Source organism: Mesorhizobium sp. WSM4849 (assembly GCF_055811385.1).
The window spans coordinates 19,866-43,409 of the sequence record NZ_JBVVPW010000032.1 but is presented as its reverse complement, the minus strand read 5'-3'; the positions used below and the strand labels follow the sequence as shown (position 1 = coordinate 43,409).

Genomic DNA, 23,544 nt, shown 5'->3' with positions numbered 1-23,544 from the left:
GAGGCTCTTGAACCAAATTCCGGAATGATGCACACCGCGACCGGCATGACCGAGACGAAGACAGCAGTCCCTTATCCGCCAGGCCCTTATCCGCCGGGCACCTATCCGCTTGACCATCTTGTGCTGCCGACCGCGAGCCTCGACGTGGCGCGGGCGCGGCTGGTTTCGCTTGGCTTTGTCGTGGCGCCGACCGGCATCCATCCTTTCGGGACGGAAAACTGCTGCGTCTTCCTTGAGGACGGCACCTATCTCGAGCCGCTGGCGGTGGGCAACGAGCAGGCGGTGGCGAAAGCGATCGCCGACGGCAACGTCTTCGTCGCGCGCGATCGCACCTATCGCGACAAGCGCGGCGATGAGGGATTTTCCGCCCTGGTCCTGGGCACCGAAGATGCGGATGCCGATCAGGTGCGCTATGTCGAAGCCGGCCTGTCTGCCGGAGACATGCTGAGCTTTTCGCGCGCCTTCACCGACCCGGCGGGAAAGAGCGACACGGCATCGTTCAAACTGGCCTTCGCCTCCGGCACCGGGGCGACGGACGCATTCCTGTTCGCCTGCGAGCGGATCAATGCGCCGAAGGTAGACCGCACCGCGTTGCAGATCCACCCCAATGGCGCAACCGGCATCATCGAAGTCGTGGCGGTCAGCAACGAGCCGTCCGAACAGCACCGATTGATTTCGATCGCGACGCGCAGTCCGGCTGCCGGACAGGGGAGCAGCATTGTGTTTGGCCTGCCGAACGCAACCTTGACCCTGCTTGACCCCGTTGCTTTCGAAACGCGCTTCGGCATACCTGCCGACGCGCCATCGGAACTCCGCTTCGCGGGGATCGTCTTTTCGGTTCGCTTCGCAGACACGGTCGCCAAGCTGCTTGCAGCCAGTTCCGTCGAACACGAAATACGCGGCAATGATATTGTCGTGCGGCCGGCATCCGGGCAGGGTGCGGCCTTCAATTTCCGGGAGATCGCATGAACAAGCCCAATTCGTCCGTAACTGTCGGCAATGTCGTCTTCAGCAACACCGCGCCGCTATCGCTGATTGCCGGCCCGTGCCAGCTTGAATCCCGCCAGCACGCCTTCGACATGGCTGGGGCGCTGAAGGAACTGACTGAGAAGCTGGGGCTGGGCCTCGTCTACAAGACCAGTTACGACAAGGCCAACCGCACCTCGCTTGGCGGCACGCGCGGCGCCGGCCTCGATGCGGCGCTGCCCGTCTTCGACGATTTGCGCAAGGCGTTTTCGCTGCCGATCCTGACCGATATCCACACCGAGGAACAGTGCGCGGTCGTGGCGCCGCATATCGATATCCTGCAGGTTCCGGCTTTCCTCAGTCGCCAGACCGATCTGCTGATCGCGGCGGCAAGAACCGGCAAGGTCGTCAACGTGAAGAAGGGCCAGTTCCTCGCACCGTGGGACATGAAGAACGTCGTCGCCAAGATCACCGGTTCCGGCAACGCCAATGTGTTGGTCACCGAGCGCGGCGCGTCCTTCGGCTACAACACGCTGGTGTCCGATATGCGCGCCCTGCCGATCATGGCCGAGATCGGCGCGCCGGTGATTTTCGACGCCACGCATTCGGTGCAGCAGCCGGGCGGCCAGGGCGGCTCCTCGGGTGGCGAGCGGCGCTTCGTCGAGACGCTGGCGCGCGCCGCGGTTGCGGTCGGTGTCGCCGGCGTCTTCATCGAGACGCATCAAGATCCCGACAATGCCCCCTCCGATGGTCCCAACATGGTGCCGCTGAAGGACCTTCGGGCGCTGCTCGAAAGGCTGATGGCATTCGATCGCGTCGCCAAGGGCTGAGCAAGCTGAGGGGCCGGGCCTAAGTCCCGGCCCCTAAACTTGTGGTCAACCGGTGCCGGTTGTACGCTGCCCAGGCAACAGAGTGCCTTGGAGGAGGAAGCCATGTCCGTCGCCCGCGTCACCGAAATCACATCATCGTCTAATAAGAGTTTTCAAGAAGCCATCGAACTGGGAATTGCGCGCGCCGCAAAGACCTTGAAGAACGTCGAAGGCGCCTGGATCCAGGACCAGAAGGTGGTCGTCGAGGACGGCAAGATCTCCGCGTATCGCGTCAACATGAAGGTCACCTTCATCCTCGCTGAGTGACCGGTTAGAGCATTTTTGCAGCCAAGTGGAATCACTTGACGTCGCTAACATGCAGCTAAAACAAATAGATAGAGCGGGATGCTCAGTTCAATTTGAATGCATCCCGCTCTAGCGTCGAAAACTCTGGAACCTTCATCCGCGCCCCTCATTGTCAGGCATAGCGTCAACGACAACGAGGAGTACACAATGACCACCCAGACAGGACACACTGAAGCCATCGCTGCCTCGCGGGTCATCGGCACATCCGTCTACAACACGGAAGGCACGCACATCGGCGACATCGAGGATGTCATGCTCGACAAGTTGTCGAATGGAATCATGTTTGCCGTGATCGGCTTTGGCGGATTTCTCGGCATCGGCGAGAGGTACCACGCCATTCCGTGGGCGAGCCTCGACTATGACGAGAACAAGGGCGGCTATGTCGTACCGTTCACGAAGGAGCAACTGAAGGCTGCTCCCGCCTATTCGATCAACGAATTGACGGGCGCCGACGGCGAGGCCGCGCGTGATGCTTCTTACAGCTACTACAAGGTGGAGCCTTATTGGCATTGACCTTGCTCTGCCGGAATCAAAAAAAAGGCCCCCGGGTTGGACCGGGGGCCTTTTCTGCAGGATATCTACTCCGCTGCAAGGGTCGACAACTCTACCGCGCCCTGTTGAGGCTGCTGAGTGTCACACGACGTCAAAAACGCCGCCGCGATCAGGAACAAACTCACAATACCGCTCAACTGAGACATGGCGAAACTCCTCCTGTTTCGCCCCGCGCGACTGTGAGCATAAACCAGAAAGCCGCACGCCGCCAAGACCTATGACAGAGATGACTTTTGATGACAGAAGTTTGTCCGTCGTGAACCGGCATGACGGGCGTGGCGGCAATATTTGCGGACGCCACGATTGCGTTTTGCAGCACTTTGGCTAAGAGGTGCGCGACGCTTCGTCAGATCAAATCGGGGACATCGCAATGACTGCCATCATCGACATTGTCGGGCGTGAAATCCTGGACAGCCGCGGAAACCCGACCGTCGAGGTCGACGTCGTGCTCGAAGACGGCTCGATGGGCCGCGCCGCGGTGCCTTCCGGTGCCTCGACCGGCGCGCATGAGGCGGTCGAACTGCGTGACGGCGGCGCCCGTTATCTCGGCAAGGGCGTCCTGCAGGCGGTAGAGGCCGTCAATGGCGAGCTGTTCGAGGCGATCGGCGGCATGGAAGCCGAGAACCAGATCCACATCGACCAGACCATGGTCGAGCTCGACGGCACGCCCAACAAGAGCCGGCTCGGCGCCAACGCCATCCTCGGCGTCTCGCTAGCTGTCGCCAAGGCTGCGGCGGAAGCGGCCGGCCTGCCGCTCTACCGCTATGTCGGTGGCAGCAAGGCGCATGTGCTTCCAGTGCCGATGATGAACATCATCAACGGTGGCGCGCATGCTGACAACCCGATCGACTTCCAGGAATTCATGATCCTGCCGATCGGTGCGCCGACACTGCGTGACGGGGTGCGCTGGGGCTCGGAAATCTTTCACACGTTGAGGAAGCGGCTGAAGGACGCCGGCCACAACACCAATGTCGGTGACGAGGGCGGCTTCGCGCCTAACTTGAAGAGCGCGCCCGCTGCGCTCGATTTCATCATGGAATCGATCGAGAAGGCCGGCTTCAAGCCGGGCGAAGAGGTTGCGCTCGGCCTCGACTGCGCCGCGACCGAATTCTTCAAGGACGGCAACTACGTCTATGAAGGCGAGAAAAAGACCCGCGATCCTAAGACCCAGGCCAAGTATCTGGCCAAGCTCGCCGCGGACTATCCGATCATCACCATCGAGGACGGGTTGGCCGAAGACGACTGGGACGGCTGGAAAACGCTGACCGACCTCATCGGCAAGAAGACGCAGCTGGTCGGTGACGATTTGTTCGTCACCAATACGGCGCGGCTGCGCGACGGCATCCGCATGGGCGTCGCCAATTCTATCCTGGTCAAGGTCAACCAGATCGGCTCACTGACCGAAACGCTCGACGCCGTCGAGACCGCGCACAAGGCCGGCTACACCGCTGTCATGTCGCACCGCTCGGGCGAAACTGAAGATTCGACCATCGCCGATCTCGCCGTCGCCACGAATTGCGGGCAGATCAAGACGGGTTCGCTGTCGCGCTCGGATCGCATGGCCAAGTACAACCAGCTCATCCGCATCGAGGAAGAGCTCGGCAAGCAGGCGCTCTACGCTGGCAAGTCGATCGTGAAGGGCTGAGCCGCAGAAAATCCGAAAACGAAGGGGCGGGGCATTCTCGCCTTTTTTGTTTCAACACCGCCAGATCCGGTCGTCCGTAACCGTCCATTAAGCACAATCGGGCGAGAAAGGGCGAGGTCGCAGAGTGTTAGAGCGCCCTTTGCGCGTCCAAGAGGACGCGCGGCGCTCTAAGGGATTTGGATCATGTGGACACGTCAGCACAAGCAGAGAAATACCGGTCGGCTGATCATTCCCTCGCTCTGCGTGGCATTCCTCGCCTATTTCGGCTTCCACGCCTATCACGGCGAATTCGGCATCTATTCCAAGTATCGGTTGCAAGCCGAAACCGTCGATCTGCAAAGTAAGCTCGATGCCGTCAAGGCGCGCCGGATCGACCTGCAGAGACGCGTTCAGCTGATGCATCAGGGCACGATGGAGAAGGATATGCTCGACGAGCAGGCGCGTAAGGCGCTCAATATGTCCCATGCCGACGAAATCACCATCATGTTACCGCCACCGGCAAGATAACCATTTTCAAGTTAATCGCCGATATTTTCAATGATTTTAATCGCTTAGATGCATGTCAGCCATGCATTTTTCAGCATGGCGAAACGCTTTCTCGCGTGTTAGCCTTCCCAAATCGGTGGGGAGAACTGATCTCCCTCAGTGTCCGCAAGAGACGCCAACAGGGAGTGATGCATGGCCACCGCCGCCAGAAAAGCGCCTGCCAAATCCAGATCCGACGGCAAATCGGCGGGGCTTTCAGCCCCCAAACCTGTCGACTTCACCAAGGACGAGGAGCTTGACGCCTACCGGCGCATGCTGCTTATCCGCCGCTTCGAGGAAAAGGCCGGCCAGCTCTACGGCATGGGCTTCATCGGCGGCTTCTGCCATCTCTATATCGGCCAGGAAGCAGTTGTCACCGGCATGAAGATGGCGCTGATCGACGGCGACCAGATGATCACCGCCTACCGCGACCATGGTCACATGCTGGCCATGGAACTGTCGCCGCGCGGCGTCATGGCCGAATTGACCGGGCGCCGCGGCGGCTTGTCCAGGGGCAAGGGCGGCTCCATGCACATGTTCTCCAAGGAGAAGCATTTTTACGGCGGCCACGGCATTGTCGGGGCGCAGGTTTCGCTCGGCACCGGCCTCGCCTTCGCCAATCGCTATCGCGGCAACAACAACGTGACCCTGACCTATTTCGGCGACGGCGCCGCCAATCAGGGTCAGGTCTATGAGAGCTTCAACATGGCCTCGCTGTGGAAGCTGCCGGTGATCTATATCATCGAGAACAACCGCTATGCCATGGGCACCTCGGTATCGCGTTCGTCGGCCGAGACGGATTTTTCGCACCGCGGCGCCTCCTTCAAGATCCCCGGTATCCAGGTCGATGGCATGGACGTCCGTGCAGTCAAGGCAGCCGGCGATCTCGCAACCGAATGGTGCCGTGACGGCAAGGGGCCGCTGATTCTCGAAATGCAGACCTACCGCTACCGCGGTCACTCGATGTCCGATCCGGCAAAATATCGCTCCAAGGAAGAAGTGCAGAAGATGCGCTCCGAGCGTGACCCGATCGAGCAGGTCAGGGCTCGCCTGCTCGACAAGAAGTGGGCCGACGAGGACGAGCTCAAGACCGTCGACAAGGAGGTTCGCGACATTGTCGCCGACGCCGCCGAATTTGCCCAGAACGACGCAGAGCCGGATCCGTCCGAGCTCTGGACCGACATCGTATTGTAACGAGAGGGCAAGGACATGCCGATCGAAATTCTCATGCCCGCTCTCTCGCCGACCATGGAAGAGGGCAATGTTTCCAAATGGTTGAAGAAAGAGGGCGATAAGGTTGTCGCTGGTGATGTCATCGCCGAGATCGAAACCGATAAGGCCACGATGGAAGTCGAGGCCGTCGACGAAGGCACGCTAGCCAAGATCGTGGTTCCTGCCGGCACCGAAGGTGTCAAGGTCAACACGCTGATCGCCGTGCTCGCCGTTGATGGTGAAGACATCGACAAGGCAGGCGAAGGCATCGGCGAGGAACCTGCCAAGGCTGAAACAGCAGCGCCAGCGCCTGCTGCGGCCAAAAGCGAGGGCGCAGCACCTGTCGCCGCGGCGCCGAGAACCGAAATCGCCGCCGATCCCGACATCCCGGCCGGCACGGAAATGGTCTCGACCACCGTGCGCGAAGCGCTGCGTGACGCGATGGCCGAGGAAATGCGCCGTGACGACGACGTCTTCGTGATGGGCGAGGAGGTCGCCGAGTACCAGGGCGCCTACAAGATCACGCAAGGGCTGCTGCAGGAATTCGGGGCGCGGCGTGTCGTCGATACGCCCATCACCGAACACGGTTTTGCCGGCGTCGGCGTTGGCGCGGCGATGGCCGGCCTGAGACCGATCGTCGAGTTCATGACCTTCAACTTCGCCATGCAGGCGATCGACCAGATCATCAACTCCGCCGCCAAGACGCTCTATATGTCCGGCGGCCAGATGGGCGCGCCCATCGTGTTTCGCGGGCCGAACGGCGCGGCCGCCCGTGTCGCCGCCCAGCATTCGCAGTGCTATGCCGCCTGGTACAGCCACATTCCCGGCCTGAAAGTGGTTATGCCCTACACCGCCGCCGACGCCAAGGGGTTGCTGAAGGCCGCGATCCGCGACGCGAACCCGGTCATCTTCCTCGAGAACGAAATCCTTTACGGCCAGTCCTTCGACGTGCCGAAGATGGACGATTTCGTGCTGCCGATCGGCAAAGCGCGCATCCACAAATCCGGCAAGGATGTCACCATCGTCTCCTTCGGCATCGGCATGACCTACACGGTGAAGGCCGAGGCCGAATTGCGCGGCATGGGTATCGATGCCGAGGTCATCGACCTCAGGACCATCCGCCCTCTCGATTTCGACACCATTATCGCCTCGGTCAAGAAGACCAATCGGCTGGTGGTGGTGGAAGAAGGGTTTCCGCAGAGCTCGGTCGGCGACCATATCGCCAACCAGGTGTCGCAGCGCGCCTTCGATTTCCTCGACGCGCCGGTCATCACCATTGCCGGCAAGGACGTGCCGATGCCCTATGCGGCAAACCTCGAAAAGCTGGCGCTGCCCAATGTCGGCGAGGTCGTCGAGGCGGTCAAAGCCGTCACATATCGCTGAGCAGGGCGGGAGGAAAACATGCCGATCAACATCACCATGCCGGCGCTCTCGCCCACGATGGAAGAGGGCAATCTTGCCAAATGGCTGGTCAAGGAGGGCGACAAGGTTTCGCCGGGCGACGTGATCGCCGAGATCGAGACCGACAAGGCGACGATGGAAGTTGAAGCCGTCGATGAGGGCACGGTGGCCAGGCTGGTGGTTCCAGCCGGCACCGAAGGCGTCAAGGTCAACGCGCTGATCGCCGTGCTCGCCGCCGAAGGCGAGGATGCGGCGGCTGCCGCCAAAAGCGGTGACGGCGCTGCCGCTCCGGCAAAAGCCGAGGCACCAAAAACAGAAGCCCCCAAAACTGAAGCACCAAAGGCGGAAACCCCAAAGCCGGAAGCGCCGAAACCTGCGGCCGCACCGGCGCCCCAGGCGGCTCCGATTGCCAATGGCCATGCAAGCGGCGAACGTGTCTTCGCCTCGCCACTGGCCCGTCGCATCGCCCGGGAAGCCGGTGTCGATGTCTCCGCGGTGACCGGCTCCGGCCCGCATGGCCGCGTGGTCAAGGCCGATGTCGACGCAGCGATTTCCAGCGGCGGTGCCAAGGCGGCACCGGCCGCGAAAATGGCACCTGCCGGCGCTCCGGCTCCGGCGGCCGCAGCCAAGCCAATGTCGGACGACCAGGTGCTGAAACTGTTTGCCGACGGCTCCTACGAGCTTGTCCCGCATGACAACATGCGCAAGACCATTGCGCGCCGGCTGGTCGAGGCCACGACCACCATCCCGCATTTCTACCTGACGCTCGATTGCGAACTTGATGCGCTCCTGGCGCTGCGCACGCAGATCAATGCGGCCGCCCCGGTGAAGAAGACCGACAAGGGTGAAACGCCGGCCTACAAGCTGTCGGTCAACGACATGGTGATCAAAGCGATGGCAAAGGCGCTGATGGCGGTGCCGGATGCCAACGCCTCCTGGACCGAGAGCGCGATGGTCAAGCACAGGCATGCCGATGTCGGCGTTGCCGTATCGATCCCCGGCGGCCTGATCACGCCGATCATCCGGCGCGCCGACGAAAAGACGCTGTCGGTCATCTCGAATGAGATGAAGGATCTTGCCAGCCGTGCCCGCAGCCGCAAGCTGAAACCGGAGGAATACCAGGGCGGCACCACGGCGGTTTCCAATCTTGGCATGTTCGGCATCAAGGACTTCGCCGCCGTCATCAACCCGCCGCATGCGACGATCCTGGCGGTCGGCGCCGGCGAGGAGCGTGCGGTGGTCAAGAACGGTGAGATCAAGATCGCGACAATCATGTCGGTGACGCTGTCGACCGATCACCGCGCCGTCGACGGCGCGCTCGGCGCCGAACTGCTCGGCGCCTTCAAGCGCATGATCGAAAATCCGATGGACATGCTGGTCTAGAAAGGAAGAAGGCGGTGCGGAAATTCTTCACCAGCCTTTTTCCCTTCAGCCTTCCAGGCATCGTGACGATCATCGTGCAATGGCTGTTCATGCGTCGGCGGGTGAAGCACGCACAAGCAGGCTTTGGCAGGAGCGGGGCAAGCGCATGAAAACAGTCCTTTGCTACGGCGATTCGCTGACCTGGGGCTATGATGCGGCAAGTCTGGATCGCCACTCGCTCAAGGACCGCTGGCCGAGTGTGCTGCAGGCGACGTTGGGAGGCGGTATCGAGGTCATTGCCGAAGGCTTGAACGGCCGCACAACAGCTTTCGACGACCATTTGGCCGGCGCCGACCGTAACGGCGCAAGAATGCTGCCGACGATCCTGATGACGCATGCGCCGATCGACCTGATCATCATCATGCTCGGCGCCAACGATATGAAGCCGTGGATCCACGGCAATCCGGTCGCCGCCAAGCAAGGCATGCAGCGCCTGGTCGATATCGTGCGCGGGCACGATTACCCATTCGATTGGCCGGCGCCGCAGATCCTGATCGTCGCGCCGCCCGCGGTCAGCCGCACGGAAAACGCCGAGTTCAAGGAAATGTTCGCCGGCGGCGATGAAGCGTCTAAGCGGCTGGCACCGCAATATTCTGTCCTTGCCGACGAGGTCGGCTGCGGCTTCTTCGATGCAGGCTCGGTGGCCGAGACCACGCCGCTCGACGGCGTCCATCTCGACGCAGAGAACACGCGGAAAATCGGGCAGGCATTGGCGCCAATCGTGCGCGTCATGCTGGAACTCTAGAGAATCAGGGGAGAAATCCGTGGCTGAGAACTACGACGTCATCATCATCGGCTCCGGCCCCGGCGGCTACGTCACGGCGGTGCGTTCCGCCCAGCTCGGCTTCAAGACGGCAATCGTCGAGCGCGAGCATCTCGGCGGCATCTGCCTCAACTGGGGCTGCATCCCGACCAAGGCGCTGCTGCGCTCAGCCGAGATCATGCACTATTCCGATCATCTGAGGGACTACGGCTTGAAGATCGACGGCAAGGTCAGCGTCGATACCGCTGCCGTGGTCGACCGCTCGCGAAAGGTCTCGTTGCGGCTGAACGGCGGCGTTGCCTTCCTGATGAAGAAGAACAAGGTCGATGTGATCTGGGGCGAAGCCAAGCTGACCAAGGCGGCTTCCGGCGATAAGCCGGGCGAGATCGTCGTGTCGAAATCGTCGAAGAAACCGATGGAGCCGCAGCCGCCGGCGCCCAAGGGCGTCAAGGGTGAGGGCACCTACACCGCCAAGCACATCATCCTGGCGACCGGCGCCAGGCCGCGTGCGCTGCCCGGCATCGAGCCCGACGGCAAGCTGATCTGGACCTATTTTGAAGCCATGGTGCCGAAGGAGATGCCGAAATCGCTGCTGGTGATGGGTTCGGGCGCAATCGGCATCGAATTCGCCTCATTCTACCGCACCATGGGCGCGGAGGTGACAGTGGTCGAGCTGTTGCCGGCGGTGATGCCGGTCGAGGACGCAGAGGTCTCGAAATTCGCGCAGAAGCAGTTCGAGAAGCAAGGCATGAAGATCATCCTCGAGGCCAAGGTCACCAAGGTCGAGAACGGTGCGAATTCGGTAACCGCGCATGTCGAGATGAAGGACGGCAAGGTTGAGAAGATCACCGCCGACCGGATGATCTCGGCCGTGGGCGTGCAGGGCAACGTCGAGAACCTCGGCCTCGAAGCGCTCGGCGTGAAGACCGAGCGCGGCTGCGTCGTCGTCGACGGTTACGGCAACACCAATGTGCCCGGCATCTATGCCATCGGCGATGTCGCCGGCCCGCCCATGCTCGCCCACAAGGCCGAACATGAGGGCGTGGTCTGCTTGGAAAAGATCGCAAATTTCCCTGGCGTGCACGCCACTGACAAGCTGAAGATTCCGGGCTGCACCTATTGCAACCCGCAGGTCGCCTCCGTCGGGTTGACGGAAGCGAAAGCGAAGGCCGAGGGCAAGGACATCCGTGTTGGCCGCTTTCAGTTCGCCGCCAACGGCAAAGCCATCGCGCTCGGTGAAGACCAGGGTTTCGTCAAGACCATCTTCGACAAGAAGACTGGGCAGTTGCTCGGCGCGCATATGGTCGGCGCCGAAGTGACCGAGCTGATCCAGGGCTTTGTCGTGGCGATGAACCTGGAGACCACCGAGGAAGAACTGATGCATACGATCTTCCCGCATCCGACGCTGTCGGAGATGATGAAGGAAAGCGTCCTCGACGCCCATGGCCGCGCGCTGAACGCGTGATAAATTGACCGCGTGAGACTCGACACGTGAAAGCCAAGGAACTCAACGGCAAGGTAATTCGTTTCCGGATGCATTCATCATTTGAGGAGAGGGCATATGGACGTGAATGGCGTGGGCTGGGTAGCAGCGATCATCATCGGCGGTTTAGCGGGGTGGCTCGCCGAGATGTTCATGAAGAGCAACATGGGCATCTTGATGAACATCGTTCTTGGCCTCGTCGGCGCGATCGTGCTGAATGCCATCCTGCAGGCTCTCAACATCGGCGCCTTCGGCGCCGGCTGGATCGCTTATCTGATCACCGGTTTCATTGGCGCTTGCCTGCTGATCTGGGTAGGGCGCATGGTGCGCCGTTAGTTGCTGAACTCTTGCCATGCGAATACGGCTGTGGCGGCATGCGCCGCCGCGGCCTTTTTCTTTGCAGCGAAAAGTCCTAGATGACTTGTGAAAGCGAACGCCGGAAAGCGATCGCGAATGAACTGGATTTCTGATGGTCACCGTCCTCGACACGATCGCCACTGCGCCGCGCCTGCGGCATCCCGAAAAGGCGCACAAGCCTGACCAGGATGTGCTGCGCAAGCCCGACTGGATCCGCGTCAAGGCGCCGATGTCGAAAGGCTATGCCGAGACGCGCGAGATCGTGAAGTCGCACAGACTGGTGACGGTGTGCGAAGAGGCCGGTTGCCCCAATATCGGCGAGTGCTGGGAGAAGAAGCACGCCACCTTCATGATCATGGGCGAGATCTGCACGCGCGCCTGTGCCTTCTGCAACGTTGCCACCGGCATTCCGACCGCGCTTGATCCCGATGAACCGGCGCGCATCGCCCACGCCGTTAAGCAAATGGGTCTGACCCATGTCGTCATCACCTCAGTCGACCGCGACGATCTCGCCGATGGCGGAGCTCAGCACTTTGCCGAGGTCATCCGCGCCATCAGGGCGGCAACGCCTTCGACGACGATCGAAATCCTGACGCCCGACTTCCTGCGCAAGGAAGGCGCGCTGGAGATCGTGGTGGCGGCGAAGCCGGACGTGTTCAACCACAATCTGGAGACCGTGCCGTCGAACTATCTGACGGTCCGGCCAGGGGCCCGCTATTTCCATTCGATCAGGCTCCTGCAGAGGGTCAAGGAACTCGATCCGTCGATCTTCACCAAATCCGGCATCATGGTTGGCCTCGGCGAGGAGCGGAACGAGATCCTGCAGTTGATGGACGATCTGCGTTCGGCCAATGTCGACTTCATGACCATCGGCCAATATCTGCAGCCGTCGAAGAAACACCACCCTGTGATCCGTTTCGTCACGCCGGAGGAATTCAAGTCCTTCGAGACGATCGGCAGGACCAAGGGCTTCCTGCTGGTGGCATCGAGCCCGCTGACACGTTCGTCGCATCACGCCGGCGACGATTTCGCCAAGCTGCGCGCAGCGCGGGAAGCGTTTCTCAGGAAGTCCGCCTAACACACTGGTTTCATGCCACAATTCGAAGCCCATCGCCGCGTTGCGCATACGTCGGAACAGATGTTCGCTCTGGTCGCCGATGTCGAATCCTATCCGCGATTCCTGCCGCTTTGCGAGGCACTTACGGTTCGCTCGCGCAAAGAACGCGACGGACGCACCCTGCTCATCGCCGACATGAGCATTGGCTACAAGGCGATCCGCGAGACTTTCACGACCCAGGTGCTGCTAAAGCCTGACGAGAACGCCATTGACGTCAAATACATCGACGGACCGTTCAAATATCTGAGCAATGTCTGGCGTTTCGAGCCGGCCGCCGGCGGTTGCAATGTCTGCTTCTTCATCGACTACGAATTCAAGAGCCGTATTTTGGGTGCGGTAATGGGAGCGATGTTCGATCGCGCCTTCCGCATGTTCTCCGAGGCGTTCGAGAAGCGCGCCGACGTCATCTATGGCGCAGCGCCGGCAGCCTGATCCGCAGCGAGCGCGCGCAAGCCCAGTTCAAGCGCATGCCTGACCGTTTCCCGGCGGATGAAATTGCGGCTCTTGTCGGCGAACAACTGGCATTCGCTGACGACCGGTCGGCCAGTCAAGGCGATACCGAACCAGACCAGGCCGACGGGCTTTTCCGTCGAGCCGCCGCCTGGACCGGCAATCCCGGTGACCGCAAGCGTGAGGCCGGCGCGCGAACGGGTCAGGGCGCCCTGCGCCATCTCGACCGCCGTTTCCCGCGAGACCGCGCCGTGCGCCTCGAGCGTGGCGGCGGAAACGCCGAGCATCTCCTTCTTGGCCTCGTTGGAATAGGTGATGAAACCCCGGTCGACCACCGTCGAAGAGCCGGCGATGTCGGTAAGGGCGGCGATGATCATGCCGCCGGTGCAGCTCTCGGCCGTCGCCAGCATGATGCCGCGCTGTTGGCAGGCCTGAAGCAAGGCATCTGCGAGATCGCTGTTGCTCATTCGGGGACGTCCCCTGGAAATACGACGCTGGCGGTCGCGATAGCCGCTATGCCCTCCTCGCGGCCGACAAAGCCGAGCTTCTCGTTGGTCGTCGCCTTGATCGAGATACGGTCCCGGGAAATTGCCAGCATTGCCGAAAGGGTTTCGGTCATTGCTTCGCGATGCGGGCCGACCCGCGGCGCCTCGCAGATCAGCGTGATGTCGGCATTGGCGATGCGCCCGCCGCGCGCGCGCACCAGTTTTGCCGCATGCTCGACGAAGATCCGCGAGGCCACGCCTTTCCACTGCGGATCCGATGGCGGGAAATGCGTGCCGATGTCGCCGGCGCCGCAAGTGGCGAGCAGCGCATCGGTCAAGGCGTGCAGGCCGACATCGGCGTCCGAATGGCCGGCCAGTTTGTTGTCGTGCGGTATGGAGACGCCGCACAGGACGACATGGTCACCGGGCTCGAAGGCATGGACGTCGTAGCCATTGCCGGTGCGGATGTCCGGAAAACGCGGCTGCTCGCCGGAAAGCCGCTGATCCGCCATCGAAATATCCCTTGCCCAGGTCAGCTTGACATTGTCCGGCGAACCCTGAACTATTTTCACCGGAATACGCGCCCATTCGGCAATCGCAGCATCGTCGGTGAAGTCCGTCTTGCCCAGATGATGTGCCTTTTCATGGGCGGCCAGGATCGGCCAGAACGGAAAGCCTTGCGGCGTCTGGGCGGCATGAAGCCCGTTCCTGGAAACCGTCTCGCTGATCATGCCGGCGGCCGACTCACGTTTCAGCGTGTCGGCGACGGGCAGGGCAGGCAGCGCTCCCTGGCGCTCGCCGATGCCGGCGATCGTACGGTCTATCAATTCCGCGTCGACAAACGGGCGAACGGCATCATGGACCAGAACCTGGCTCGGTGCATAGCCTCTCAGCGCAAGCAGCCCGAGCCGGACGGAGTCCTGCCTGGACGCGCCACCGGTCACCGTGATGACCCGATCGGCGTTGGCTCCGGCGGCGCTGCGAAAAAGCGCGCTGTCGTCGGCGTGGATGGCGACGACGACAGGACCGATTCTCGGATGCGCCAGAAACATGTCCAGTGTGCGCGCGATGACGGCACGGCCACCGATCCTTTGGTATTGCTTCGGTCCGTCGGCCTGACCGGCGCGCGCGCCGCGGCCAGCGGCGACGATAACAACCGCAACCTTGTCGTCCGCAGCCAAGGCCTGCTTTTCGCTTGCATCTGTCATGCCGAGACGCTTAGCGCATGATCCTGAAAAGTGGAATCGCTTTTCGGAAGAGATCATGCGCAGATGCAAAGCGCCAAAGCTTCCTTTCCCAAGAACGCAGGGCGCTTTGGACGCGGTATGGGCCGAACGCCAGCATTTTTCCCAAATGCGCCTTAATGTGACGTCATTGCGCGTTGCACATTGCTGCCATTCTGGCTAGAGAATGTGCAGCAATTAGAAATGCTTGGTTTTTGTGCATGCTTGACCTGACCAAATTGGCTTCGCCGCTGGATGTGGGTCGTGTGAGAATCCGCAATCGCGCTTTTCTCGCGCCCATGTCGGGTATATCAGATGAGCCGTTCCGGCAGCGTGCCTATGCGCATGGCGCCGGATTGGTCGTGTCGGAGATGGTGGCGAGCGGCGAGCTTGCCAGGGGCAGGACCGGTTGCGGCCTTCGCATCCGCCATTCCGGGCTGCCTGTGCACATGGTCCAGCTTGCCGGCCATGATGCAGCGCATATGGCCGAGGGCGCTCGAATCGCCGCGGGCGAGGGCGCCGACATCATCGACATCAACATGGGTTGCCCGGCCAAGAAGGTGACGGGCGGCTATGCCGGCTCGGCGCTGATGCGCGATCTCGATCACGCTTTGTCGCTGATCGAGGCGGTGGTCGGCGCCGTCGAGGTGCCGGTCACGGTCAAAATGCGGCTCGGCTGGGACGAAAGCGCGCTCAACGCGCCGCTGCTGGCGCGCCGCGCCGAGCAGGCGGGCGTCAAGATGGTGACGGTGCATGGCCGCACGCGTTGCCAGTTCTACCAGGGCAAGGCGGACTGGCGCGCCATCGCGCGCATAAAGCAGGCTGTGTCGATCCCGGTCGTCGCCAATGGCGATGTCGGCTCGCCGGCGGAGGCAGCAATGATCCTCGACCAGTCGGGCGCCGACGCGGTGATGATCGGCCGCGCGCATTATGGCGCGCCCTGGACGGCAGGCAGCATCGCGGCAGCCGCGGCAAAAGAGGCGGCGCCTGATGTGCCCGAAAGTCCGCAAGCGCTGGCCGACTACATCGTTGCCCACTACGAGGACATGCTAACGCTCTACGGCATCGAAAGCGGCGTGCGCCAGGCGCGCAAGCATCTTGGCTGGTATCTCGACCGCCACGCCGCTGGCGTCGTTGATGAGCGGCGAAAGGCCATCCTCACCTCCTTCGAGCCCGTCCGCGTCGTTGCCGCGTTGCGCGAGGTGTTTTCACGCGCTGCCAAGGCGATGAACCTGCGGAGCGCAGCATGAATGCCACCATTGCACAGAGCATGGGTATGGCGGACGCCGCCCACATCGTACTCAACACCATCCGCCGCCCGGTGATCATGGTCGATGCTGAAGGGGTCATCACCTTCGCCAATGCCGATGCCGAAGATTTCTTCCGCTCGAGCGCGACCATGCTCGCCCGCAACACATTGCCCAAGCTCATTCCCTTCGGCAGCCCACTGCTGACGCTCGTCGACCAGGTGCGCGAGCGCCGGGCACCCGTCAACGAATACCGGGTCGACGTATCGTCGCCGCGCCTCGGCATCGAGAAGGTCGTCGACCTCTATGTCGCGCCGGTGTCGGAATTCCCGGGCTCCGTCGTGGTGATGTTCCAGGAACGATCGATGGCCGACAAGATCGATCGTCAGATGACGCACCGCGGTGCGGCACGCTCGGTGACCGGCCTTGCTGCGATGCTCGCCCACGAGATCAAGAACCCGCTATCCGGCATTCGGGGTGCTGCCCAGCTGCTCGAACTATCCGCTTCCGACGAAGATCGCGCGCTGACCCGGCTGATCACCGACGAGACCGACCGCATCGTCTCGCTGGTCGATCGCATGGAGGTGTTTTCCGACGAGCGGCCCATCGACCGCTATCCGGTCAACATCCATGTCGTGCTCGACCATGTGAAGGCGATTGCCAAGAACGGTTTTGCCAAGCGGATCAAGATATTGGAGGATTATGATCCATCGTTGCCTCCAGTTTTCGCCAACCGCGACCAGCTCATCCAGGTGTTCCTCAACCTGGTCAAGAATGCGGCCGAGGCCATTGGCGGCGATCCGCAAGGCGAGATCACTCTGTCGACCGCGTTCCGGCCGGGCATCCGTGTTTCCGTTCCGGGAACGCAGGGCCGCGTGTCGCTGCCGCTGGAATTTTGCGTGCGCGACAACGGTTCTGGCGTCTCCGAAGATATCCTGCCGATCCTGTTTGATCCCTTCATCACCACCAAGCCTAACGGGTCGGGGCTTGGTCTGGCGCTGGTCGCGAAAATCGTCGGCGAGCATGGCGGCATCATCGAATGCGATTCAACGCCGCGCGCAACCACCTTCCGCATCCTGATGCCAGCCTGGAAAGAAACGCCGTTCGGCACAGACGACGATGGTGAAGGAGACCGCAAATGACGGTTCGCGGCAATATTCTTGTCGCCGACGACGATGCGGCCATCCGCACCGTCCTCAATCAGGCGCTTTCGCGCGTCGGCCATGAGGTGCGCGTGACGTCCAACGCCTCGACGCTGTGGCGCTGGGTGGCGGCGGGCGAGGGCGATCTCGTCATCACCGACGTAGTCATGCCGGACGAAAACGCTTTCGACATGCTGCCGCGCATCAAGAAGGCACGGCCGGAACTGCCCGTCATCGTCATGAGCGCCCAGAACACGTTCATGACCGCGATTCGCGCCTCCGAGACCGGCGCCTACGAATATCTGCCGAAACCGTTCGACCTGACCGAGCTTCTCAACATCGTCAACCGGGCGCTTTCCGAGCCCCGACGGCCGAAGATCGATGCGCGGGCCGACGAGCCGCCGGAAACGATGCCGCTGGTCGGCCGCTCGGCCGCCATGCAGGATATCTACCGGATGCTGGCGCGCATGATGCAGACCGACCTGACGGTGATGATTTCAGGCGAATCGGGCACCGGCAAGGAACTGGTGGCGCGCGCGCTGCACGAATACGGCCGCCGCCGCGGCGGCCCGTTCGTCGCGATCAACATGGCGGCGATCCCACGCGACCTGATCGAATCGGAACTGTTCGGGCACGAGAAGGGCGCCTTCACCGGTGCGCAAAACCGCTCCACCGGCCGTTTCGAGCAGGCCGAAGGCGGGACGCTCTTCCTCGACGAGATCGGCGACATGCCGATGGAAGCACAAACGCGCCTGCTGCGTGTCCTGCAGCAAGGCGAATATACCACCGTCGGCGGCCGTACGCCGATCAAGACCGACGTGCGCATCGTCGCCGCCACCAACAAGGATCTGCGCACGCTGATCAATCAAGGGCTTTTCCGCGAGGATCTGTTCTATCGCCTGAATGTCGTGCCGCTAAGGCTGCCGGCGCTGCGCGAGCGGTCCGAGGACGTTCCGGATCTCGTCCGGCACTTCTTCAAGCTCGGCGCCAGCGAAGGCCTGCAGACCAAGCGCATTTCCACAGGCGGCATCGAGCTGATGAAGCGCTATCCGTGGCCAGGCAACGTGCGCGAGCTCGAAAATCTTGTCCGCAGGCTGGCCGCGCTCTATTCGCAGGATGAGATTTCCGCCGAAGTCATCGAGGCGGAACTGAAGACCGGCGAGAGGCCGGTCGTTCCCGGTGGCGGCAACCTCATACCCGACGATCTGTCCATCGGCCAGGCGGTGGAACATTTCCTGCAGCGCTATTTTGCTTCGTTCGCCGGCGATTTGCCGCCCGCCGGCCTCTATCAGCGTATTCTCTCCGAGGTCGAATATCCGCTGGTCCTGGCCTCGATGACGGCAACCCGCGGCAACCAGATCAAGGCTGCGGAACTCCTCGGGCTAAACCGCAACACGCTGCGCAAGAAAATTCGCGAACTCGGCGTCAACGTCTATAAATCGACCAGGCAGGCTTAGAGCGACGTCCGTCCGTTCCGACGTACAAAGTTCGCTCTAGCACTTTGAGTAGTCGCATCGTGCTTTCCGAAAAATCGATTCCGATTTTTCGGGCTGGTGCGACAGAGCGAAGCCTTTTCGGGGGATCGATCGCCGAAACATTTCCGTACAGGCCACACTTGTTGCATAATCGCCACAATGCGTTGCATACATCCGACGCAATCACTGGCTCTAGACGGCGACATGGCTTCACAGGCACCGACACCGAGCGAAACGCTTTTCAGCGAACCTGGCACACGGGACGGGCGCCGGCTGCTCGCGCTGCCGGGCGTGGTGGCAATTGCCGGTGCGCTGGTTACGGCAGCGATCTCCTTCGCCATTCTCGTCGGCGCCACGCCGATCACGCCGGACGAGAGGACGACGCTGGCGCTTATCGCCCTCAATGCGGCGTTCATCCTGTTCCTGATCGCGCTGGTCGGCCGCGAAGTGCATCGCATTTTGATGGCGCGCCGGCGCGGCAAGGCGGCGTCGCGGCTGCATGTGCGGATCGTCGCCATGTTCGCGCTGGTCGCCGCGATTCCCGCCATCATGGTGGCGATCATCGCCTCGATCACACTCGATATCGGCCTCGATCGCTGGTTCGAGATCCGCACCAAGACGATCGTCAATTCGTCGCTTTCGATCGCCGACGCCTATGTGCAGGAGAACGCGCGCAATCTCCAGGGGACGACCCTGTCGATGGCTTACGATCTCGACGCCTCCCGCACGCTCTACGGCCTCGATCGAACCGGCTTCCTCGATCTCATGAACAAGGAAGCCGTCGGACGCTCCTTGGCCCATGCCGCACTGGTCAGGCCCGACGGTTCATTCGTCATGAGCGCCAAGACCGACGCCGATTTTGCCATGCCGGAGCCGCCGGAAGGCGCCATGAGCAGTGCCGCCGACGGCAGGCCGGTGCTGATCGAGCCGAAGACGCGCAACATCATGGGCGCCATCGTCAAGCTGCGCGAGATCGAAGGGCTCTATCTCTACACCATCCGGCTCGTCGATCCCGAGGTGATCAAGGCGCGGCAGATTGTCAGATCCAACACCGACGAATATCGCGGTCTGGAAGACAATCGCCGCACCTCGCAGGTGGCCTTCGCACTTCCCTATCTGTCGCTGACGCTGATCATCATTCTGTCCGCCATCTGGACCGGCATCGCCGTGGCAGACCGTCTGGTGCGGCCGATCCGCCAGCTCATCGGCGCGGCCGACGAGGTCGCGACCGGCAATCTCGACGTTGCCGTGCCGGTTCGGCCCTCCGACGGCGACGTCGCCTCGCTCGGCGACACCTTCAACAAGATGCTGCTGGAACTGAAATCGCAGCGCAACGAGATTCTGTCCGCCAAAGATTTGATCGACGAGCGGCGGCGCTTTTCGGAGGCCGTGCTTGCCGGTGTCACCGCCGGCGTCATCGGGGTCGATCCATATGGCATCGTCACCATCGTCAACCGGTCGGCGGAAACGATGCTGGCCATATCCGCCACCGCCGCACTCGGGCAAAACCTCTCCGCGGTGCTGCCGCATGTCGGCCGCGTCTTCGAGATCGGCCGCAAGTCGGGCAAGCCTGTCCACCGCGAGCAGGTGACCTTCTATCGCGCCGGTACGGAGCGCACCTTCAACGTGCAGATCACGGTCGAGGCCGGCGACGATGGTGCGGAGGAGAAATCCTATGTTGTGACGGTCGATGACATCACCGATCTGGTCCAGGCGCAGCGTTCTTCGGCCTGGGCGGATGTGGCGCGGCGCATCGCCCACGAGATCAAGAACCCGCTGACACCGATCCAGCTTTCCGCCGAGCGCATCAAGCGCCGCTACGGCAAGGTCATCACCGAAGACCGCGAGGTTTTCGATCAGTGCACCGACACGATCATCAGGCAGGTTGAGGACATCGGCCGGATGGTCGACGAGTTCTCCGCTTTCGCACGCATGCCCAAGCCCGAAATGAAGGCCCTCGATTTGCGCGAATCGTTGCGCGAAGCTTCGTTCCTCGTCGAAGTGAGCCGCGCCGATATTACCTTCGAGCGCGTGTTCGGCAACGAACCGCTCAAAGGCACTTTCGACAGCCGCCTGATGGCGCAGGCTTTTGGCAATGTCATCAAGAACGCGGCCGAGGCGATTGACGGACTTGATCAGAAGGACCGCTCGCACGGCATAATCCGGATTCAAGCCGGGCGCCAGAATGGTGCGATTCGCATCGATGTCATCGACAACGGCAAGGGCTTGCCGCGCGAGAATCGTCAGCGATTGCTCGAGCCTTACATGACGACACGTGAGAAGGGCACGGGGCTCGGCCTCGCTATCGTCAAGAAGATAGTGGAGGACCATGGCGGCCGGCTCGAATTGCATGACGCGCCGGCGGATTTCCACGACGGGCGAGGCGCGATGATCAGCATCATCCTGCCGCTCGCCGCCACCGTGCCGTCGCGCGGCGAAGGCAGGACGGAACACGAAAGACAAACTGAAAAGGTCGGTAATGGCGTCTGACATTCTCATCGTCGATGACGAGGAAGACATCCGCGAACTTGTCGCCGGTATCCTGAGCGACGAAGGTCACGAAACCCGCACGGCATTCGATGCCGACAGCGCGCTGGCGGCGATTGCCGACCGGGCGCCGAGGCTGATCTTCTTAGACATCTGGCTGCAAGGCTCACGTCTGGACGGGCTGGCGCTGCTGGACGAGATCAAGACGATGCACCCGAGCCTGCCCGTGGTGATGATCTCGGGCCACGGCAACATCGAGACGGCGGTTTCGGCCATCCGCCGCGGCGCCTATGACTTCATCGAGAAACCGTTCAAGGCCGACAGGCTGATCCTCATCGCCGAACGTGCAATTGAAACCTCGAAACTGAGACGCGAGGTTTCTGATCTCAAGCTGCGCAGCGGCGAAACCTTCGACCTGATCGGCATGTCGTCGGCGATGAGCCAGTTGCGTCAGACCATCGAGCGCGTCGCGCCGACCAACAGCCGCGTCATGATCGTAGGCCCGTCCGGCTCGGGCAAGGAACTCGCGGCACGCGCCATCCACACGCTGTCGGCGCGCAAGAGCGCCCCATTTGTCACGCTGAGCGCTGCCAACATCACGCCCGAACGCATGGAGGTCGAGCTGTTCGGCACCGAATCCAACGGTGTCGAACGCAAGGTCGGCGCGCTTGAGGAAGCCCATCGCGGCATTCTCTACATCGACGAAGTGGCCGACATGCCGCGCGAAACGCAAAACAAGATCCTGCGCGTGCTGGTCGAACAGCAGTTCGAGCGGGTAGGGGGCACCAAACGGGTCAAGGTCGATGTCCGTATCATCTCGTCGACCTCGCAGAACCTGGAGGCGATGATCGCCGACGGTCGTTTCCGGGAGGATCTCTATCATCGTCTGGCGGTGGTTCCGGTCATGGTGCCGGGATTGGCCGAGCGGCGGGAGGACATCCCCTATCTTGTCGACAATTTCATGAAGCAGATCGCCCGCCAGGCCGGCATCCGGCCGCGACGCATCGGCGACGACGCGCTGGCGGTGCTGCAGGCACACAACTGGCCAGGCAACGTCCGCCAGTTGCGCAACAATGTCGAGCGGTTGATGATCCTGGCGCGCGGCGACGATATCGATGCACCGATCACCGCCGATCTCTTGCCTGCCGAGATCGGCGATGTCATGCCGCGCACGCCCAATCAATCCGATCAGCACATCATGGCGCTGCCGTTGCGTGAAGCGCGCGAACAGTTCGAGAAGGACTATCTGATCGCCCAGATCAACCGTTTTGGCGGCAACATCTCGAAGACGGCCGAGTTCATCGGCATGGAGCGCTCGGCGCTTCACCGCAAGCTGAAGTCGCTGGGCGTCTGATAGCCAATCCAATCGTGGCTTACGCAATTATCGGTTACGGCGGCGGCGGAATCGCCTAAGAAAGCGCTACAGCGCCGCGCGTCTCTTGGGACGCGCAAAGGACACTGTAGCATTCGTTTTTTGTGCATGACCCCGAAAAAAATCGATTCCGATTTTCGGGGTCATGCGCTGACTTCTCCAAGGGTGACCCATGCCGCGCATTGCCTATGTGAACGGGCGCTATGTCGCTCACGCCGACGCTTTCGTGCATATCGAAGACCGCGGCTACCAGTTCGCCGATGGCGTCTACGAGGTCTGTGAGGTGGCGCGCGGCTTCATCGTCGATATGCCTCGCCATCTCGGACGGCTGAACCGTTCGCTGACCGAATTGTCGATCGACTGGCCGGTCACGCGGGGCGTGTTGCCGATCATCATGCGCGAGGTGGTCCGCCGCAACCATGTCACCGATGGCCTGGTCTATCTCCAGGTGACGCGTGGCGTCGCCAGCCGTGACTTTGTTTTTCCGGCGGGCACGAAGCCGTCGCTGGTGGTAACGGCCAGGAAAGCCGACCCCGCTGCTGCCACGAAGAGAGCCGAAAGCGGAATCAAGGTTATCACCGTGCCGGAGAACCGTTGGGATCGGGTCGATATAAAGTCGGTCGGCCTGTTGCCAAATGTGCTCGCCAAGCAGAAGGCCAAGGAATCCGGTGCCCAGGAAGCCTGGTTCGTCGATGCCGACGGCATCGTCAAGGAAGGTGGATCGTCGAACGCCTGGATCATCACCAGGGATGGCGTGCTGGTCACGCGTCCGGCAGAGCACGGCATCCTGCGCGGCATCACCCGCACCACGCTGTTCGAAGTGGCCGCCAAGCTCGGCCTGAAGATCGAGGAGCGGGGCTTTTCGGTCGCCGAAGCCAAAGCCGCGCGCGAAGTTTTCATCAGCTCCGCGACCACGATCGCCATGCCGATCGTGGCGATCGACGGTGCACCCGTCGCCAACGGCCATCCGGGCTGGATAACACTTTCCTTGCGGCAAGCCTTTTTTGACGTTGCGGAAAAAAGTCCAGCCTGATAACCGCACAGG

Annotated in this window: 22 protein-coding genes; 20 read left to right on the top strand and 2 right to left on the bottom strand. The window is 61.9% G+C overall.

What is annotated here, in order from left to right:
• Window positions 1-45 precede the first annotated feature (45 nt).
• The 14 genes from AC0L3L_RS28545 (at window position 46) to AC0L3L_RS28480 (ending at window position 13,050) form a co-directional block, all read left to right on the top strand.
• A complete protein-coding gene (locus AC0L3L_RS28545) occupies window positions 46-969 on the top strand; it encodes a VOC family protein (RefSeq protein WP_473640367.1) in 924 nt (307 codons plus the stop codon).
• On the top strand, window positions 966-1,796 hold the full coding sequence (kdsA, locus tag AC0L3L_RS28540) for a 3-deoxy-8-phosphooctulonate synthase (RefSeq protein ID WP_473640320.1): 831 nt from the start codon (window positions 966-968) through the stop codon (window positions 1,794-1,796). The genes AC0L3L_RS28545 and kdsA overlap by 4 nt, the downstream gene beginning before the upstream one ends.
• Before the next feature lie 102 nt (window positions 1,797-1,898).
• Window positions 1,899-2,102, top strand: coding sequence for a dodecin family protein (locus AC0L3L_RS28535; RefSeq protein ID WP_095494875.1), 204 nt, complete (start codon window positions 1,899-1,901; stop codon window positions 2,100-2,102).
• A 186-nt stretch (window positions 2,103-2,288) separates the two neighbouring features.
• Window positions 2,289-2,654, top strand: a complete 366-nt coding sequence (locus tag AC0L3L_RS28530; RefSeq protein WP_473640318.1) for a PRC-barrel domain-containing protein — start codon at window positions 2,289-2,291, stop codon at window positions 2,652-2,654.
• Between the two features lie 409 nt (window positions 2,655-3,063).
• Window positions 3,064-4,338, top strand: a complete 1,275-nt coding sequence (gene eno / locus AC0L3L_RS28525; protein WP_473640316.1) for a phosphopyruvate hydratase — start codon at window positions 3,064-3,066, stop codon at window positions 4,336-4,338.
• A gap of 183 nt (window positions 4,339-4,521) precedes the next feature.
• Window positions 4,522-4,845, top strand: coding sequence for an FtsB family cell division protein (locus AC0L3L_RS28520; RefSeq protein WP_473487451.1), 324 nt, complete (start codon window positions 4,522-4,524; stop codon window positions 4,843-4,845).
• Window positions 4,846-5,016: 171 nt separating this feature from the next.
• The gene (gene pdhA, locus AC0L3L_RS28515; RefSeq protein WP_473527926.1) at window positions 5,017-6,057 is read left to right on the top strand and encodes a pyruvate dehydrogenase (acetyl-transferring) E1 component subunit alpha; all 1,041 of its coding nucleotides are present in this window, start codon (window positions 5,017-5,019) and stop codon (window positions 6,055-6,057) included.
• Between the two features lie 15 nt (window positions 6,058-6,072).
• On the top strand, window positions 6,073-7,458 hold the full coding sequence (locus tag AC0L3L_RS28510) for a pyruvate dehydrogenase complex E1 component subunit beta (RefSeq protein ID WP_473640314.1): 1,386 nt from the start codon (window positions 6,073-6,075) through the stop codon (window positions 7,456-7,458).
• 18 nt (window positions 7,459-7,476) lie between these two features.
• The gene (locus tag AC0L3L_RS28505) at window positions 7,477-8,859 is read left to right on the top strand and encodes a pyruvate dehydrogenase complex dihydrolipoamide acetyltransferase (RefSeq protein ID WP_473640312.1); all 1,383 of its coding nucleotides are present in this window, start codon (window positions 7,477-7,479) and stop codon (window positions 8,857-8,859) included.
• A 145-nt stretch (window positions 8,860-9,004) separates the two neighbouring features.
• Window positions 9,005-9,643 carry an SGNH/GDSL hydrolase family protein gene (locus AC0L3L_RS28500; RefSeq protein WP_473640310.1) on the top strand — a complete coding sequence of 213 codons (639 nt, stop codon included), beginning with the start codon at window positions 9,005-9,007 and terminating at the stop codon, window positions 9,641-9,643.
• Between the two features lie 19 nt (window positions 9,644-9,662).
• Window positions 9,663-11,126, top strand: a complete 1,464-nt coding sequence (gene lpdA, locus AC0L3L_RS28495) for a dihydrolipoyl dehydrogenase (protein ID WP_473640308.1) — start codon at window positions 9,663-9,665, stop codon at window positions 11,124-11,126.
• Between the two features lie 96 nt (window positions 11,127-11,222).
• Window positions 11,223-11,480 (top strand): GlsB/YeaQ/YmgE family stress response membrane protein, encoded by a 258-nt coding sequence (locus AC0L3L_RS28490; protein WP_473640306.1) that lies wholly within the window; start codon window positions 11,223-11,225, stop codon window positions 11,478-11,480.
• Window positions 11,481-11,613: 133 nt separating this feature from the next.
• A complete protein-coding gene (lipA, locus tag AC0L3L_RS28485; protein ID WP_473640304.1) occupies window positions 11,614-12,579 on the top strand; it encodes a lipoyl synthase in 966 nt (321 codons plus the stop codon).
• A gap of 12 nt (window positions 12,580-12,591) precedes the next feature.
• Window positions 12,592-13,050 (top strand): type II toxin-antitoxin system RatA family toxin, encoded by a 459-nt coding sequence (locus AC0L3L_RS28480; protein WP_473640303.1) that lies wholly within the window; start codon window positions 12,592-12,594, stop codon window positions 13,048-13,050.
• On the opposite strand, the gene AC0L3L_RS28475 is transcribed toward AC0L3L_RS28480, so the two are convergent.
• Entirely contained in the window at window positions 13,026-13,535 is a 510-nt protein-coding gene (locus AC0L3L_RS28475) for a CinA family protein (protein ID WP_473640301.1), read from the bottom strand. The two genes, AC0L3L_RS28480 and AC0L3L_RS28475, sit on opposite strands and share 25 nt — an antisense overlap.
• Window positions 13,532-14,761, bottom strand: coding sequence for a bifunctional 2-C-methyl-D-erythritol 4-phosphate cytidylyltransferase/2-C-methyl-D-erythritol 2,4-cyclodiphosphate synthase (locus AC0L3L_RS28470; protein ID WP_473640299.1), 1,230 nt, complete (start codon window positions 14,759-14,761; stop codon window positions 13,532-13,534). Before AC0L3L_RS28470 ends, AC0L3L_RS28475 begins: the two co-directional genes overlap by 4 nt.
• Window positions 14,762-14,997: 236 nt before the next feature.
• On the opposite strand from AC0L3L_RS28470, the gene dusB reads away from it, so the two are divergent.
• From dusB to AC0L3L_RS28440, 6 genes are all read left to right on the top strand, one after another.
• The gene (gene dusB / locus AC0L3L_RS28465; protein WP_473640297.1) at window positions 14,998-16,026 is read left to right on the top strand and encodes a tRNA dihydrouridine synthase DusB; all 1,029 of its coding nucleotides are present in this window, start codon (window positions 14,998-15,000) and stop codon (window positions 16,024-16,026) included.
• Entirely contained in the window at window positions 16,023-17,165 is a 1,143-nt protein-coding gene (locus AC0L3L_RS28460; RefSeq protein WP_473487462.1) for a two-component system sensor histidine kinase NtrB, read from the top strand. The genes dusB and AC0L3L_RS28460 overlap by 4 nt, the downstream gene beginning before the upstream one ends.
• The gene (gene ntrC / locus AC0L3L_RS28455) at window positions 17,162-18,622 is read left to right on the top strand and encodes a nitrogen regulation protein NR(I) (protein ID WP_023799224.1); all 1,461 of its coding nucleotides are present in this window, start codon (window positions 17,162-17,164) and stop codon (window positions 18,620-18,622) included. The genes AC0L3L_RS28460 and ntrC overlap by 4 nt, the downstream gene beginning before the upstream one ends.
• Before the next feature lie 222 nt (window positions 18,623-18,844).
• Complete coding sequence (locus tag AC0L3L_RS28450; RefSeq protein ID WP_473640295.1) at window positions 18,845-21,130, top strand: sensor histidine kinase NtrY-like; 2,286 nt, start codon at window positions 18,845-18,847, stop codon at window positions 21,128-21,130.
• Window positions 21,120-22,481, top strand: coding sequence for a nitrogen assimilation response regulator NtrX (ntrX, locus tag AC0L3L_RS28445; RefSeq protein ID WP_473640293.1), 1,362 nt, complete (start codon window positions 21,120-21,122; stop codon window positions 22,479-22,481). Before AC0L3L_RS28450 ends, ntrX begins: the two co-directional genes overlap by 11 nt.
• Window positions 22,482-22,671: 190 nt before the next feature.
• Complete coding sequence (locus tag AC0L3L_RS28440; RefSeq protein ID WP_473640291.1) at window positions 22,672-23,532, top strand: D-amino-acid transaminase; 861 nt, start codon at window positions 22,672-22,674, stop codon at window positions 23,530-23,532.
• The last annotated feature ends 12 nt before the right edge of the window (window positions 23,533-23,544 follow it).